Raw genomic sequence first — 14,520 nt, 5'->3', positions numbered from 1 at the left:
CCGCCGCATGGCGTTGCGCCGGCTGATGGTGGCCGTGTGCGCGGTGGTGCTGACCGCGTGCGGTAACCCGGCGCCCGGCCCCTCGCTGACCCTGGGGTCGGGAGAGGACGCCGAATCGCAGCTCACCGCGCACCTGTACGCGGCGGCCCTGCGGTACTACGGCACCGGCACCCGGGTCGAACCGTCGGCCGAGCCATTGCGCGCGCTCGACGCCGGCGAGGTGTCGGTGGTGCCCGGCTTCACCGGCCGGCTGCTCGAGCGTTTCCAGCCCGGCGCGACCGCGCGCGCCGACGAGCAGGTCTACCGGCAGATGATCTCGTCGCTGCCCGAGGGGGTGGCAGCCGGTGACTACACCACCTCGGCGGAGGACAAACCCGCCGTCGCGGTCACCGAGGCCACCGCGGCGGAGTGGGGCGGCGGGGAACTGTCCGCGCTGACCCGACGGTGCGGCGAAGTGCGCTTCGGTGCGGTGCGCGGGAACCGCCCGCCGGCCGCGGTCGGCACCTGCCGGCTACCCGGACCGCAGACATTCACCAACGCGGACGCGATGTTCGCCGCGCTGCGGGCCGGCCGTATCGACGCGGCGTGGACGACGACGGCTGCGCCGGGTGTTCCGGCCGACGTGGTGCTGCTCGCCGACGGCACGTCGCTGATCCGGGCGGAGAACGTGGTGCCGCTGTACCGGCGCAACACGCTGGGCGAGGCGCAGATCCTCGCGCTCAACGAGGTCGCCGGGGTGCTCGACACCGCGGCGCTCGCCGAGATGCGGGGCCGGGTGAACGACGGCGCCGACCCGGCCGTGGTGGCCGACGAATGGCTCGCCGAGCACCCCCTGCGGGACTGACTAGTGCGTCGAGGGCATCAGCTTCGAGGTCACCGACGAGAACAGCCGCTGGTAGTGCGGGCCGGTGACGCGCACGATGATGTCGAGCACCTTCGCGTCGTTGCCGATGAGCACGCGGGCCTTGTTCTTGCGCACCCCGTCGAGGATGACCCGCGCCGCGGTCTCCGGTGAGGTGGTGGCGAGCTTGCGGTCGAAGGTCTTGGCCAGCTCCTGCGGGTCGAGGCCCTCGGCGGCGGTGGCGTTGCGGGCGATCGCGGTCTTGATGCCCCCGGGATGCACGGTCGTCACCTTCACCGGGTGACCGGCCACGGCCATCTCCTGGCGCAGCGCCTCGGTGAAGCCGCGCACCGCGAACTTCGCGGCGTTGTAAGCGGCCTGGCCGGGCACCGAGAACAAGCCGAACACGCTGGAGACGTTGACGACGTGGCCGTCACCGGAGGCGATGAGGTGCGGCAGGAACGCCTTGGTGCCGTTGACGACGCCCCAGAAGTCGACGTCCATCACCCGTTCGATGTCCTTGAACTGGCTGACCTCGATGTCACCGGTGAACGCGATGCCGGCGTTGTTGTAGATCTGGTTGACCTTGCCGAAGTGCTCCCTGACCTCGTCGGCGTAGAGCAGGAACGCCTCGCGTTCGGTGACGTCGAGCCGATCGGCCTTCACCGGCGCGCCGATCTCCTTGATACGCCGCTCGGTGTCGGCGAGTCCCTCGGTGTTGACGTCGCTGATCGCGACGCTGGCGCCGGAGCGGGCCAGCTCGATGGCCAGTGCCTGACCGATTCCCGACCCGGCGCCGGTGACGACGGCGACCTTTCCGGCGAAGCCCTGCATGCGTTGTCTCCTCGTGTCGGTTGACTCGTGTCGAGGCTAGTCGGTACCTGCGGTACCGCCGCAGTGGGGTAACGGCCGGGCGCCGCGGGGCGATGGTCCTGGCATGAAGCGCACCACCCGCACGGCCGCCGCCACGCTCGCCGTCTCCGCCGGCCTGATGGGCGCGGCGCTCTCTGCCGGACCGGCCACCGCCCACGCCGACACCGCCACCGACGTGTTCCTCGCCGCCCTCGACGGGCCCGGGCTGGCCGGTCTCGACTCGGCCACCGCCGCCCGCGTCGGCCAGCAGGTGTGCCCGATGCTGGCCGAACCGGGTCAGAACCTGGCCAACGTCGCCGCCGACGTCTCCGAAGCGATCGGCCGTCCGCTCGGCCCGGCCACGATGTTCACCGGCCTGGCGATCCAGATCTTCTGCCCGGGCGCGGTGGCGGCGCTGGCCTACGGTCAGTCGCCGATCCCGCTGCCGGGGCTGTAGCGGCGCGCCGGCCGAGCCCCGAAAGAGAAGTCAGGGTCGTGATCCGCGGAGGATCACGACCCTGACTGCTATCTGAACCGCGGGGCTACGGCGCGAACGCCTCGTCGAGGATCTCCTGCTGCTCGACGGCGTGCACCTTCGACGAACCCGACGACGGCGCCGACATGGCCCGGCGCGAGATCCGCTTGATGCCGGTGAAGTGGTCGGGCAGCATCTCGGGCAGCGTCAGACCGAACGACGGCCACGCACCCTGATTGGCCGGCTCCTCCTGCACCCAGAATTTCTCCTCGACGTTGGGGTAGCTGTCCAGCGTCTCGGCCAGCCGCCGCTTGGGCAGCGGGGCGAGCTGCTCGACCCGCACGATCGCGACGTCGTCCCGCTTCTCCTTGGCCTTCCGGGCGGCGAGTTCGTAGTAGATCTTGCCGCTGGTCAGCAGGATCCGCTTGACCTTCGACCGGTCACCGTCACCGTCGGTGTAGGTGGGCTCCTCCATCACCGAACGGAACTTCTGCTCGGTGAAGTCGCGGATGTCGGACACCGCGGCCTTGTTGCGCAGCATCGACTTCGGGGTGAAGACGATCAGCGGACGCTGGATGCCGTCGAGGGCATGGCGGCGCAGCAGGTGGAAGTAGTTCGCCGGGGTGGACGGCACCGCGATGGTCATCGACCCCTCGGCCCACAGCTGCAGGAACCGCTCGATGCGGCCCGACGTGTGGTCGGGACCCTGACCCTCGTGGCCGTGCGGCAGCAGCAGCACCACGTCGGAGAGCTGGCCCCACTTGGCCTCACCGGAGCTGATGAACTCGTCGATGATCGATTGGGCGCCGTTGACGAAGTCGCCGAACTGCGCCTCCCACAGCACCATCGCGTCGGGGTTGCCGACCGAGTAGCCGTACTCGAAGCCGACGGCCGCGAACTCCGACAGGGGGGAGTCGTAGACCATGAACTTGCCGCCGGTCGGGTTGCCGTCGGCGTCGGTGGCCAGGAGCTGCAGCGGGGTGAACTCCCGGCCGGTCTTGCGGTCGATCACCACCGAGTGCCGCTGGGTGAACGTGCCGCGCCGGGTGTCCTGACCGGAGAACCGGACGAGCTTGCCCTCGGCGATCATCGTGCCCAGCGCCAGCAGTTCGGCGAACGCCCAGTCCACCTTGCCCTCGTAGGCCATTTCGCGGCGCTTCTCGAGCACCGGCTTGACCCGCGGGTGCACGGTGAAGTCCTCGGGCACCGCCAGGAACGCGTCGCCGATGCGGGCCAGTAGCGACTTGTCCACTGCCGTCGACAGCTTCGCGGGGATCTGCTGGTCGGACTCGACCGACTCGCTGGGCGCGATGTCGTGCTTCTCGAGGTCGCGGACCTCGTTGAACACCCGCTCCAGCTGGCCCTGGTAGTCGCGCAGCGCGTCCTCGGCCTCTTTCATGGAGATGTCGCCGCGGCCGATCAGCGCCTCGGTGTAGCTCTTGCGGACGCCGCGCTTGGTGTCGATGACGTCGTACATCGACGGCTGCGTCATCGACGGGTCGTCACCCTCGTTGTGCCCGCGGCGGCGGTAGCACAGCATGTCGATGACGACGTCCTTCTTGAACTTCTGCCGGAAGTCGACGGCCAGCTTGGCCACCCACACGGCGGCCTCGGGGTCGTCGCCGTTGACGTGGAAGATCGGCGCGCCGATCATCTTCGCCACGTCGGTGCAGTACTCCGACGACTTCGCGGCGTGCGGCGAGGTGGTGAAGCCGATCTGGTTGTTGACGATGATGTGGATGGTGCCGCCGGTGCGGTACCCGCGCAGCAGCGCCATGTTCAGCGTCTCGGCCACCACGCCCTGCCCGGCGAACGCGGCGTCGCCGTGCAGCATCAGCGGCACCACGGAGAACTTCGTCTCGAGGTTGTCCGCGCCGTCCTCCAGGTCCAGCAGATCCTGCTTGGCCCGCACCAGGCCTTCGAGCACCGGGTCGACGGCCTCGAGGTGGCTGGGGTTGGCGGTCAGCGACACCGCGATGTCGTTGTCGCCGAACATCTGGATGTAGGTGCCGGTGGAACCGAGGTGGTACTTCACGTCGCCCGAGCCGTGCGCCTGGCTCGGGTTCAGGTTGCCCTCGAACTCGCTGAAGATTTGGCTGTAGGGCTTGCCGACGATGTTGGCCAGCACGTTGAGCCGGCCGCGGTGCGGCATGCCGATGACGACCTCGTCGAGCGCGTACTCGGCACACTGGTCGATCACCGCGTCCATCATCGGGATGACGGTCTCGGCGCCCTCCAGCGAGAACCGCTTCTGCCCGACGTACTTGGTCTGCAGGAACGTCTCGAACGCCTCGGCCGCGTTGAGCTTGCTCAGGATGTACTTCTGCTCGGCGACGGTCGGCTTCTCGTGCTTGATCTCGACGCGCTCCTCGATCCACTTCTGCTGCTCGGGTTCGAGGATGTGGGTGTACTCCACGCCGACGTGACGGCAGTAGGAGTCGCGCAGCAGGCCCAGCACGTCGCGCAACTTCTTGCGCTCGGCGCCGGCGAAACCGTTGACCTTGAACTCGCGGTCGAGGTCCCACAGCGTCAGGCCGTGGGTCAGGACGTCGAGGTCGGGGTGGCTGCGGAATCGGTTGTTGTCCAGCCGCAGCGGGTCGATGTCGGCCATCAGGTGACCGCGGTTGCGGTACGCGGCGATCAGCTCGATGACGCGGGCGTTCTTGTCCTCGATCGGGTCGGGGTTGTCCTGCCGCCACCGCACCGGCTCGTACGGGATGCCGAGTTCCCGGAAGATCTCGTCGAAGAAATCGTCGGACAGCAGCAGCTGGTGCACCGTGCGCAGGAAGTCGCCGGACTCCGCACCCTGGATGATGCGGTGGTCGTAGGTCGACGTCAGCGTGATCAGCTTGCCGACGCCCAGGTCGGCGATGCGCTCCTCGCTCGCGCCCTGGAACTCGGCCGGGTACTCCATCGCGCCGACGCCGATGATCGCGCCCTGGCCGCGCATCAGGCGGGGCACCGAGTGCACGGTGCCGATGGTGCCGGGGTTGGTCAGCGAGATCGTCACACCGGAGAAGTCCTCGGCGGTCAGCTTGCCGTCCCGGGCGCGCCGCACGATGTCCTCGTAGGCGGCGATGAACTGGCCGAAGGCCATGGTGTCGGCCTTCTTGATCGCCGCGACGACGAGCTGGCGGTTACCGTCCTTGCCCGGCAGGTCGATGGCCAGGCCCAGGTTCGTGTGCGCCGGCGTGACCGCGTTCGGCTTTCCGTCGACCTCGGCGAAGTGCCGGTTCATGTTCGGGAACTTCGACACCGCCTGGACGATCGCGTAGCCGATCAGGTGGGTGAAGCTGATCTTGCCGCCGCGCGTGCGCTTGAGGTGGTTGTTGATGACGACGCGGTTGTCGATCATCAGCTTGGCGGGGATGGCCCGCACGCTGGTCGCCGTCGGCACCTCCAGCGACGCCGACATGTTCTTGGCGACCGCGGCGGCCGCGCCGCGCAGCACCTGGTTCTCGTCGGCGCCGTCGGACGCCGCGGCCGGGGCCTTCGGCGTGGCCGGCGCCGACTTCGCGGTTCCGTTGCTCGACGACGGCTTGCTCTCGGCGGGCTTGGCGTCGGCGGGCTTATTCTCGGCGGGCTTGGCCGCCGGCTTGGCCGACGACTTCTGGGCCGGCTTCTCCGCCGGCTTGGCGGGTGCCGACTTGGGCGCCGGCGCGGGCGCGGGCTCCGGCGGAGCCTTCGGAGCGGCGGTCGTGGTGGCACTGCGGGTCTGCTGCCCGTTGGCGCTGGTGCTGGTCTCGGTGGTCGGCTCGGGGTTGTAGTCGACGAGGAACTCGTGCCAACTGGGATCAACCGACGAGGGATCCTCGCGGAATTTGCGGTACATCTCCTCGACCAACCATTCGTTCTGGCCGAATGGTGAAGGTGAACTGCTCACGGCAGCTACTCGCCTCGATTCGTTCGTCTCAGGCGAGCATGGCAAGGATGCTCGCCGCTCATGTGTTTTTGTCCGCGGTTACCCGCTTTTGCGCCGCCTAAAGGCTAGCGCTCCCATCTCGGACAAACCACGCCAACGCCCTGTTCGGCACCCCGAGGAGGGATTGTTCACACCTGGGGTCACGGATTGGGCGGTGCGGGCGGCAGCAGGTGCAACGTCGAGGGCCACCGCGGCGGCGGCGCGCCGAACGCGGTGCGGGCGTTCTCGACGATTCGCTTCGCCATCATCCGATTGCCAACACCGCCGACCACCGCACCGATCCCGACCGGGAGAACTTTGCCGAAGGCCAGGGCGCCGCGCTTGAGCGTGTACCGCTTCACGAAGTACTTCAGCAACCGCGAGTTCAGCTGCGACACCGCGGGCAGCGGCAGCGTGGCCGCGCCGTCGCTGATCCAGGAGCCGCTGGTGCGGCCGGGCCCGATGAGGTCGGCGACCGCGCGCTTGCTGTCCTCACCGACGAGGACCGACAGCACCAGCGCGCGGCGTCGCTCACGCTCCTGGGCCGGGATGCCGTGCACCTCGGCGACGGCCAGCACGAACAACGACGTCGCCTCGAGGAACACCACGGTCTCGCCGGCGACCGCCGACATCGCGGTCAGCGTGCCGATGCCGGGGAAGGCGGCCGCCGAACCGACGGCCGCACCGCTGGCCATGACCGCGGCCTTGTAGTGCTTCTCCAGGCGCGTGACGATCTCGGCGGGGGAGGCGTTCGGATCGGCCGCCCGCAGCCGGTCGACGTAAGCCTTCACCGCGGGCGCCTGCACCCGCGAGCTGCGCTCGATGATCTGGGAGAGCACCTTGGCGGCCGCGCCCGGCTTGTCGTCCCTGCCGTCGACGGCCTGCAGCGCGTTCTTGCGGTGCGATCGAGCACGCATGCCGAGACCTCCCTTGACCGTGGCGCGGTAGTTCACAGGCTATCGGTCGGTCAACGAACGACGGTGGGCGCCGGGTGCCCGGACGTGACGGCGGTCACTGTTCGGGCGTGGGCGGAAGAAAATATTGATATGACTCGCTAACCAATTGCATGGCATCATCCACGCACGTGACCGTGAGCCCTGCCCGCAATACGCCGCTCCCGGTGACGCCGAGCCGCTGGCGGATGATCCTCGTGCTCGGGGCGCTCGTCGCGCTCGGCCCGCTGACCATCGACATGTACCTGCCCGCGCTGCCGGGCATCGCCGACGAGCTCGGGGTGTCCTCGTCGATCGCGCAGCTGACGCTGACCGGCACGTTGGCCGGGCTCGCGCTCGGACAGCTGGTGATCGGACCGCTGTCGGACTCCCTGGGCCGGCGCCGGCCGCTGATGGCCGGGATCGTGCTGCACATGCTGGCGTCGGTGCTGTGCATGTTCTCGCCCGACATCATGACGCTCGGGATCGCGCGCGCCCTGCAGGGCATGGGCGCGGCCGCGACCATGGTGGTGGCGATCGCGGTGGTCGGCGACCTGTTCACCGGATCGGTCGCCGCGACGGTCATGTCGCGGCTGATGCTGGTGCTCGGCGTGGCCCCGGTGGTGGCGCCGTCGCTGGGCGCGGCGGTGCTGCTGCACGCCTCGTGGCCGTGGGTGTTCGCCGCGCTGGTGGTGCTCGCCGGCGGTCTGCTGCTGCTCGCCGCGCTGGCGCTGCCCGAGACGCTGCCGCAGGCGCACCGCAGGCCGCTGAAGGTGGGCGGCATCGTCGCCACCTACGGCAAGCTCCTGCGCGACGTGCGGTTCGTGGTGCTGGTGTTCGTCGCGGCGCTCGGGATGTCGGGGCTGTTCGCCTACATCGCGGGGGCGGCCTTCGTGCTGCAGGGCCGCTACGGACTCGACCAGCAGTCGTTCGCGCTGGTGTTCGGCGCGGGCGCGGTGGCGCTGATCGGCGCGACGCAGTTCAACGTCGTGCTGCTGCGCAGGTCCTCACCGCAGCGCATCGCGCTGTGGGCGCTGGCCGCCGCGTCGGTGGCGGGTGTGGTGTTCGTCGGGCTCACCGTCGCCGAGGTGGGCGGCCTGTTCGGCTTCCTGGTTCCGGTGTGGGCGATCCTCGCGGCGATGGGGCTGGTGATCCCCAACGCGCCCGCGGTGGCGCTGTCCCGGCACAACGAGGCGTCCGGCACCGCGGCCGCCCTACTCGGCGCCGCGCAGTTCGGCCTGGGCGCTGCGGTGGCCCCGCTGGTCGGCGTGCTGGGCAATGACGCGTTCGCGCTCGCCGTGGTGATGACCGCGGGCGTGGTGGTGGCGTTGGTGGCGCTGCTGGCCGTCGGTGTGGCCGGCGGCAGGGACGCCGAGATCACCGGTGAACTGACCGCGGACGAGGCGGTCGCCGAGCCGGTGAGCGAGCCCGCCTGACACGCCGTGCCGGCACCCTGGTGGACTTGTTCGCACCGCGGGCGGGCACATAGCGTCGGCGGAATCGTTGGTGAGGCGAGTCGACTCTTGAAGTTCTCCACGTCATCTGCCCGGAGGGCGGGCCACACCGGTGCGGCGCGGCCGCGGCCGGGCGGTGCAGGCACGCCCGACAATCCCTGGCACGCGCTGTGGGCCATGATGGTCGGCTTTTTCATGATCCTGGTCGACGCGACGATCGTCGCCGTCGCCAACCCGCCGATCATGGAGGCGCTGCGGGCCGACTACGACGCGGTGATCTGGGTGACCAGTGCCTACCTGCTGGCGTATGCGGTGCCGCTGCTGGTGTGCGGCCGCCTGGGCGACCGCTTCGGCCCGAAGAACCTCTATCTGATCGGGCTGGCCGTCTTCACCGCGGCCTCGCTGTGGTGCGGTCTGGCCGGGACCATCGACATGCTGATCGCGGCGCGGGTCGTGCAGGGCATCGGTGCCGCGCTGCTGACCCCGCAGACGCTGTCGACGATCACCCGGATCTTCCCGCCGGAGCGGCGCGGGGTCGCGATGAGCGTGTGGGGCGCGACGGCCGGAGTCGCGACGCTGGTGGGGCCGCTGGCCGGCGGTGTGCTGGTCGACCACCTGGGCTGGCAGTGGATTTTCTTCGTCAACGTCCCGGTCGGGATCCTCGGTCTGGCGCTGGCGTACCGGCTGGTGCCGCAGCTGCCGACGGCCGGGCACGATTTCGACGTTCTCGGGGTGCTGCTGTCCGGCGTCGGGATGTTCCTCATCGTCTTCGGCCTGCAGGAGGGGCAGGCCCACGACTGGACGCTGTGGATCTGGGCGCTGATCCTGCTCGGGTTCGCGGTGATGGCCGGCTTCGTCTACTGGCAGGCCGTCAACCCGCGCGAACCGCTGATCCCGCTGCAGATGTTCCGGGACCGCGACTTCTCGCTGTCGAACCTCGGCGTCGCCACCATCGGCTTCGTGGTGACCGGCATGATCCTGCCGGTCATGTTCTACGCGCAGGCGGTGTGCGGTCTGAGCCCCACCGAATCCGCCCTGCTGACCGCGCCGATGGCGATCGCCACCGGACTGCTCGCACCGGCGGTCGGGCGCCTCGTCGACCGGTTCCATCCCCGCCCGATCATCGGGTTCGGGTTCTCGGCGGTGGCGATCGCGCTGACGTGGCTGTCGTTCGAGATGGCGCCGGACACGCCGATCTGGCGGCTGGTGCTGCCGTTCGTGGTGATGGGTGTGGGGATGGCGTTCATCTGGTCCCCGCTGGCGGCGACCGCGACCCGCGGTCTGCCGCCGCGGCTGGCCGGTGCCGGATCGGGCGTCTACAACGCGACCCGCCAGGTCGGTTCGGTGCTCGGCAGCGCGAGTATGGCGGCGTTCATGACGTCGCGGATCAGCGCGGAGATGCCCGCCGGCGGTGCGGCGCCGCAGGGCGAGGGGGCGGTATCGGCGCTGCCGGAATTCCTGCACGTCCCGTTCGCCGCGGCGATGTCGCAGTCGCTGCTGCTGCCGGGATTCGTCGCCCTGTTCGGGGTGGTGGGAGCACTGTTCCTGCTCGGCTTCGGCACGCGTCCGGCCGAGCTCCCCGGCCTTTCCGTCGCCGATGCTCCCCGCCGGCCGGATGCCGGTGACCACGACCCGCACGGCCTGCACGGCCTGCACGATGATGACGAGTACCTGGAGTACACCGTCGACCTGGGCGATCTGGAACCCGAGACCGAACCACTGAAAGCGGGGGCGCGGCCGGCACCGGGGTCGGCGTGGCGCGACGGCGGACCGGTCCCGGCCGACGAGCCCGCCACGGCCGAGATCCCGGCGCAGCCGCTGCCGCCGCGCGCTCCCGCCGACGACCCGTGGCGCCGCGTCATCGACGAACTGCTGCCGGAGCTGCCGCCGCGGACCTCCGCAGAACCGGTCGGTTTCGCGCACAACGGGTCTCACGTCGATGCTGGGGAGCGCAGCGGCCGGCATGCGCAGCGGGGCGGCGACGCCTCACCCGGTCGCCACGCGCGGCGCGGCGACGACTAACCGGCCAGCGACAGGAACGCGCCCAGTTCGACCAGGCCCCTCGGCGTCGACGGCAGGTAGTCGGTCAACGCCGCCGAGCGCGCGATCACCGCGGCGTACTCCGCCCGGCTGACCGCCACGTTGAGCCGGTTGCGGTTGAGCAGGAACGAGATGCCGCGCGGCACGTCGTCGATCGACGACGCCACCATCGAGACGAACACCACCGGCGCCTGCTGGCCCTGGAACTTGTCGACGGTGCCGACCCGGACCTCCGACAGGCCGGCCGCGTCGAGGCGCTGCCGCAGCAGCACCACCTGGGCGTTGTAGGGCGTCACCACCAGCACGTGGCCGGCGTCGAGCGGGCGGGTGCCGTCCTCGTCGGTCCACGGTGACCCGAGGATCCCGGCGATCTCGGCGACGATCGCGTCGGCCTCCTCGGGGCTGTCGGTGGCGTTGCCGTCGTGGTCGACAAGCAGGGAGCGCACCCCCGGCGGATAGCCCGCGAGCACCCGCGCCGCGGTCACCTCCTCGACGCTGCGCAGCCGGTTGTCGTAGGACAGCCGCGACACCGGACCGCACACCGCGGGATGCATCCGGTAGGTGCACTCCAGGAAGTAGCCCCGTTCGACGGGCAGCGTGTGGTGGCCGTCGACCAGCCAGCCGAGTGCCGACGCGTCGACCGGCTCGGGATGGATGCCCTGGCTGACCTGGGGAAGCTGCTGAGGATCGCCGAGCAGCAGCAGGTTGCGCGCGGCGCGGGCCACGGCGATGGTGTTGGCCAGGCTGAACTGGCCGGCCTCCTCGACGACGAGCAGGTCGAGGGCGCTGTCCGGGACGCGGGTGTCGTTGGCGAAATCCCACGCCGTGCCGCCCAGCACGCACCCCGTCGCGTCGGCCTGGCTCTCGGCGACGAACGACGCGTAGCGGCTGCCGTCGAGTTCCTGCCAGGCGGGGTGGGCGCCGCCGGGCTTCTTGGCCACCCGCTGCGGGTCCACCCCGGCCGCGAGCACCCCGCGGAACAGGTTCTCCACCACCGCATGCGACTGCGCCACCACCCCGACCCGCCAGCGGTGTCCGGTGACCAGGCCGGCGATGACCCCGGCGGCCGTGTGCGTCTTCCCGGTGCCGGGCGGACCGTGCACGGCCAGATACGAGCCGTCCAGGTCGAGCAGGGCGGCGGTGATGTCGGCCACCACGTCGCCGCCGCGGGGCAGTTCGCGGCCGCTGCGGGTGCGGGGCCGGGCGCGCAGCAGGATGTCGACGACCGGGGTGGGCGGCAGGTTGGGCAGGCCGGCCGCGACCGCGGCGGCCATCGCGTCGATGGACTCGCGCTGCTTGGGCGTCGGGATCGGCGGCCCCGGCGTCAGCGCGAACGGGGTCTGGGCGAAGACGTCGCCGTCCTTGGGCTGTTTTTCGACGATGTCGACGGCGGTCGGGATGTCGGGGTCGTCGCAGCCGATCACCTCGACCTGACCGAAGCCGCGCCGGTCCGGATCGTCGGCGAGGCCGGCCGGCGCCGGCGGTTCGTAGAGCGCGTACATCTCGCGGCACAGTTCACCGGCGGCGATGGCCCCACGCAGCCGCACGTGCCGTCGCGGTTTGCGCGCCCGCGGCGGCTGATGCCAGTCCTCGACCACCTCGGCGGTGTCGGCGACGAATACGTCCGGGGCGTCACACCATTCGTCGAGCGGGCTGTTGAGCCGGTCGAAGTGCGCCCACCAGAACGGTTTGTCCTCGCGGCGGTGATAGCCCCGGGCCGCGGCGACCATCGCGACCGCCGTCTGCTCGGGGCTGCGGGCGGCCGGATCATCCCCGACGAACCGGGCCAGCGTGCGGGCCACCTGATCGTCGTCTTCGACGCGCACGCCGTCGCCGACCGGTTGCGGGCCCATCGGCGGCACCGCGCACTCGAAGGCCAGCTTCATCAGCCAGTCCCGCAGCCGCCGCGTCGACGTGCAGTCGTAGTGGTTGTACTCCTCGATCTCCTTGAGCACCGTCGCCGCCTCGTCGTGGCGGCCGGCCGCCCGCAGGTCGGAGAAGGTGGCGTACTGGGTGATCGAATCGGTGGCGGTGGTGACGTCGCCGGAACGCAGCTGCGTACCCATGTACAGCGGCTCGAGGGATTTGATGCTGTAGTTCTCGCTGCCCACCCGCACGCTCTTGCGCACCAGCGGGAACAGGTCGACCAGCACACCGGCCCGCAGCAGGTCGTCGACCTCGTCCTCGCCGGTGCCGTGCCGGCCCGCCAGCCGCAGCAGCGCCGTCTTCTCGTATGGCGCGTAGTGGTAGACGTGCATCTTGGGATACCGCTTGCGGCGCTTGCGGACCAGGTCGAGGAAAGCCCGCAGCGCGGCCTTCTCGCCCGCCCGGTCGTGCGCCCACAGCGGGGTGAACTCACCGGACATGGCGAGCACGCCGAACAGGTACTCCAGCCCCCAGTCGCGCCCGTCGGCGGTCCACAGCGGATCACCCTCGAAGTCGAAGAACAGGTCGCCGCGGTCCGGGTCGGGCAGCACCATCAACGGTTGGGCGTCGACCACCTCGTACGGCGGCTTCCCGTCGGTGCGTGGCGCCACCTGCAGCGCGGCCTGCGCGACGAGGTTCGCGGTGGTGCGCGCCGACAGCCCCGCGACCGGGCCGGTGTGGGCGGCCAGCGCCGTGCGGGTGAGGATCCCGGCCTCGAGCAGCCGGGCGCGCTGGCTGACCCGCATACCGGCGACCAGCAGCAGATCATCCGAGGCACGGACCTGTTCGGTGCACTCGGGGCAGCGGAAACACGCACGGACCCGCTCGTCGGCCCAGTCGACCGGGCGGTCGCCGGCGTGGTGGGTGTCCAGCAGGCGCTGCAGCGCGGCCCGGCGGGCCCGGTAGACCGGCAGCAGTTCGTCGAGCCGGTAGCGGGCGACCGCGCCGTCACCGAGCACGATCTCGGCCTCGGCGGCGACGGGCACACCGGCGCGGGCCAGCGTGTCGGCATAGGCGGCGAGCTGCAGCAACGCCTCGACCTTGGCCGAGCGCGCGAGTTTGGTGTCGGCGACGCGGTAGCCCTCGTCGGTGAGGATCAGGAAGTCGGCGAATCCGGCGAAGCGGCCGTCGAACATCGCCGCCTGGTAGATCACCGGTACCCGGCCGGCCACCGCGCGCATGGTCTGGTCGGCGGCCGCGCGCAGCCCGGCATCGGTGTAGGGCGGGCGGCCGATGACCGTGACCTCGCCGCCGAACTCCGCGCGCAGATCCTCGAGGCGGCGGTGTTCGTGGTCGTCGCCCAGCGAGGCGGTGCGGGCCAGCAGATCGTCGGACACCGTGACCCGCGGGCCGCGGCCGAGTTTCGCGTCGAACGCGCGCAGCAGCGCGTATTCGCAGCGCGCCGCGGCGGCGAGGTCGGATGCGCTGTAGATGACCGTGGAGTCGGGGCCGCCGCCGGTGACGAACACGGTCGCCACTGTAGGGCAGGGGACCGACAGGTTAGCCGGTGTTGCCGATCAGTTCGACACCGTTGCCGTTCCACCGGAACCGCACCACGCTGGCGAGACCGTCGACCTCGCCGGCGTAGCGCAGTGCGACGGTGTCGCCGGTGGTGTTCGCGGCGTCGAGGCCGTTGAAGCCGTAGGTGTCCGGCACGCCGTCGGGGATGAATCTGCCGAGGTGGAACATCACCGCGCGGGTGTTCGGGTTCTCGGCGTTGGTGTTGGCGCGCACGATGACCGCCGAGAGCTGTGCGCACGGGTTGTAGTTGCCGGCAATGGGTTCGGGGCTCCAGGCCTGGTTGCTGCGGGGGTCGCGCGGCAACGTGGAGACGGCCTTGGCGATCTCGGGCGCGGCGAGGTTGACCGCGCACGGGTCCGACGGCGGCGCGGCCGGCGGCGGCGGGCCGACCGTCGGCGCCGGCGCGGGCGGTGCGGTGGCGGCGGGCGGGGGTGCGGACGCCTCAGGTGTCTTGGAGACGGTCGAGTCGCCGTCGCCGCAGGCGGTGAGAGTCAGCACGGCCACCGCGACCGGAATCATGACCTCCCGCTTCACAACAGCGCACCGTACCCGGTGACGGTGCCGGCTTCGGTCAGGCG

The 14,520-nt window shown here is 70.7% G+C and carries 9 protein-coding genes; 4 read left to right on the top strand and 5 right to left on the bottom strand.

Features of this window, described 5'->3' with window-relative positions; all coding sequences use genetic code 11:
• Nucleotides 1-7: 7 nt before the first annotated feature.
• Nucleotides 8-844, top strand: a complete 837-nt coding sequence (locus E4P42_RS15395) for a glycine betaine ABC transporter substrate-binding protein (protein WP_167759496.1) — start codon at nt 8-10, stop codon at nt 842-844.
• Here E4P42_RS15395 and E4P42_RS15390 read toward each other — a convergent pair whose 3' ends face one another.
• Nucleotides 845-1,675 (bottom strand): SDR family oxidoreductase, encoded by an 831-nt coding sequence (locus tag E4P42_RS15390; RefSeq protein WP_135126938.1) that lies wholly within the window; start codon nt 1,673-1,675, stop codon nt 845-847.
• 103 nt (nt 1,676-1,778) lie between these two features.
• On the opposite strand from E4P42_RS15390, the gene E4P42_RS15385 reads away from it, so the two are divergent.
• The gene (locus tag E4P42_RS15385; protein WP_135126937.1) at nt 1,779-2,150 is read left to right on the top strand and encodes a DUF732 domain-containing protein; all 372 of its coding nucleotides are present in this window, start codon (nt 1,779-1,781) and stop codon (nt 2,148-2,150) included.
• A gap of 85 nt (nt 2,151-2,235) precedes the next feature.
• On the opposite strand, the gene E4P42_RS15380 is transcribed toward E4P42_RS15385, so the two are convergent.
• Together E4P42_RS15380 and E4P42_RS15375 are read right to left on the bottom strand one after the other, a co-directional pair.
• Nucleotides 2,236-6,051, bottom strand: coding sequence for a multifunctional oxoglutarate decarboxylase/oxoglutarate dehydrogenase thiamine pyrophosphate-binding subunit/dihydrolipoyllysine-residue succinyltransferase subunit (locus E4P42_RS15380; RefSeq protein ID WP_135126936.1), 3,816 nt, complete (start codon nt 6,049-6,051; stop codon nt 2,236-2,238).
• A gap of 179 nt (nt 6,052-6,230) precedes the next feature.
• Nucleotides 6,231-6,986 (bottom strand): hypothetical protein, encoded by a 756-nt coding sequence (locus tag E4P42_RS15375; RefSeq protein ID WP_135126935.1) that lies wholly within the window; start codon nt 6,984-6,986, stop codon nt 6,231-6,233.
• Nucleotides 6,987-7,135: 149 nt separating this feature from the next.
• On the opposite strand from E4P42_RS15375, the gene E4P42_RS15370 reads away from it, so the two are divergent.
• Nucleotides 7,136-8,437 (top strand): multidrug effflux MFS transporter, encoded by a 1,302-nt coding sequence (locus E4P42_RS15370; protein WP_135126934.1) that lies wholly within the window; start codon nt 7,136-7,138, stop codon nt 8,435-8,437.
• A gap of 195 nt (nt 8,438-8,632) precedes the next feature.
• On the top strand, nt 8,633-10,477 hold the full coding sequence (locus E4P42_RS15365; RefSeq protein WP_135126933.1) for an MFS transporter: 1,845 nt from the start codon (nt 8,633-8,635) through the stop codon (nt 10,475-10,477).
• Here the strand turns inward: E4P42_RS15365 and E4P42_RS15360 are convergent.
• Both E4P42_RS15360 and E4P42_RS15355 read right to left on the bottom strand, forming a co-directional pair.
• The gene (locus tag E4P42_RS15360) at nt 10,474-13,890 is read right to left on the bottom strand and encodes a TM0106 family RecB-like putative nuclease (RefSeq protein WP_135126932.1); all 3,417 of its coding nucleotides are present in this window, start codon (nt 13,888-13,890) and stop codon (nt 10,474-10,476) included. The genes E4P42_RS15365 and E4P42_RS15360 overlap by 4 nt on opposite strands.
• Before the next feature lie 31 nt (nt 13,891-13,921).
• Nucleotides 13,922-14,461 (bottom strand): LppP/LprE family lipoprotein, encoded by a 540-nt coding sequence (locus tag E4P42_RS15355; protein WP_135126959.1) that lies wholly within the window; start codon nt 14,459-14,461, stop codon nt 13,922-13,924.
• Between the last annotated feature and the right edge of the window lie 59 nt (nt 14,462-14,520).

The sequence above is a fragment of the Mycobacterium sp. PS03-16 genome, assembly GCF_004570325.1.
Taxonomy (GTDB): Bacteria; Actinomycetota; Actinomycetes; order Mycobacteriales; family Mycobacteriaceae; genus Mycobacterium.
The sequence above is the reverse complement of the archived record's forward strand: the minus strand, read 5'-3'. Positions and strand labels throughout refer to the sequence as shown.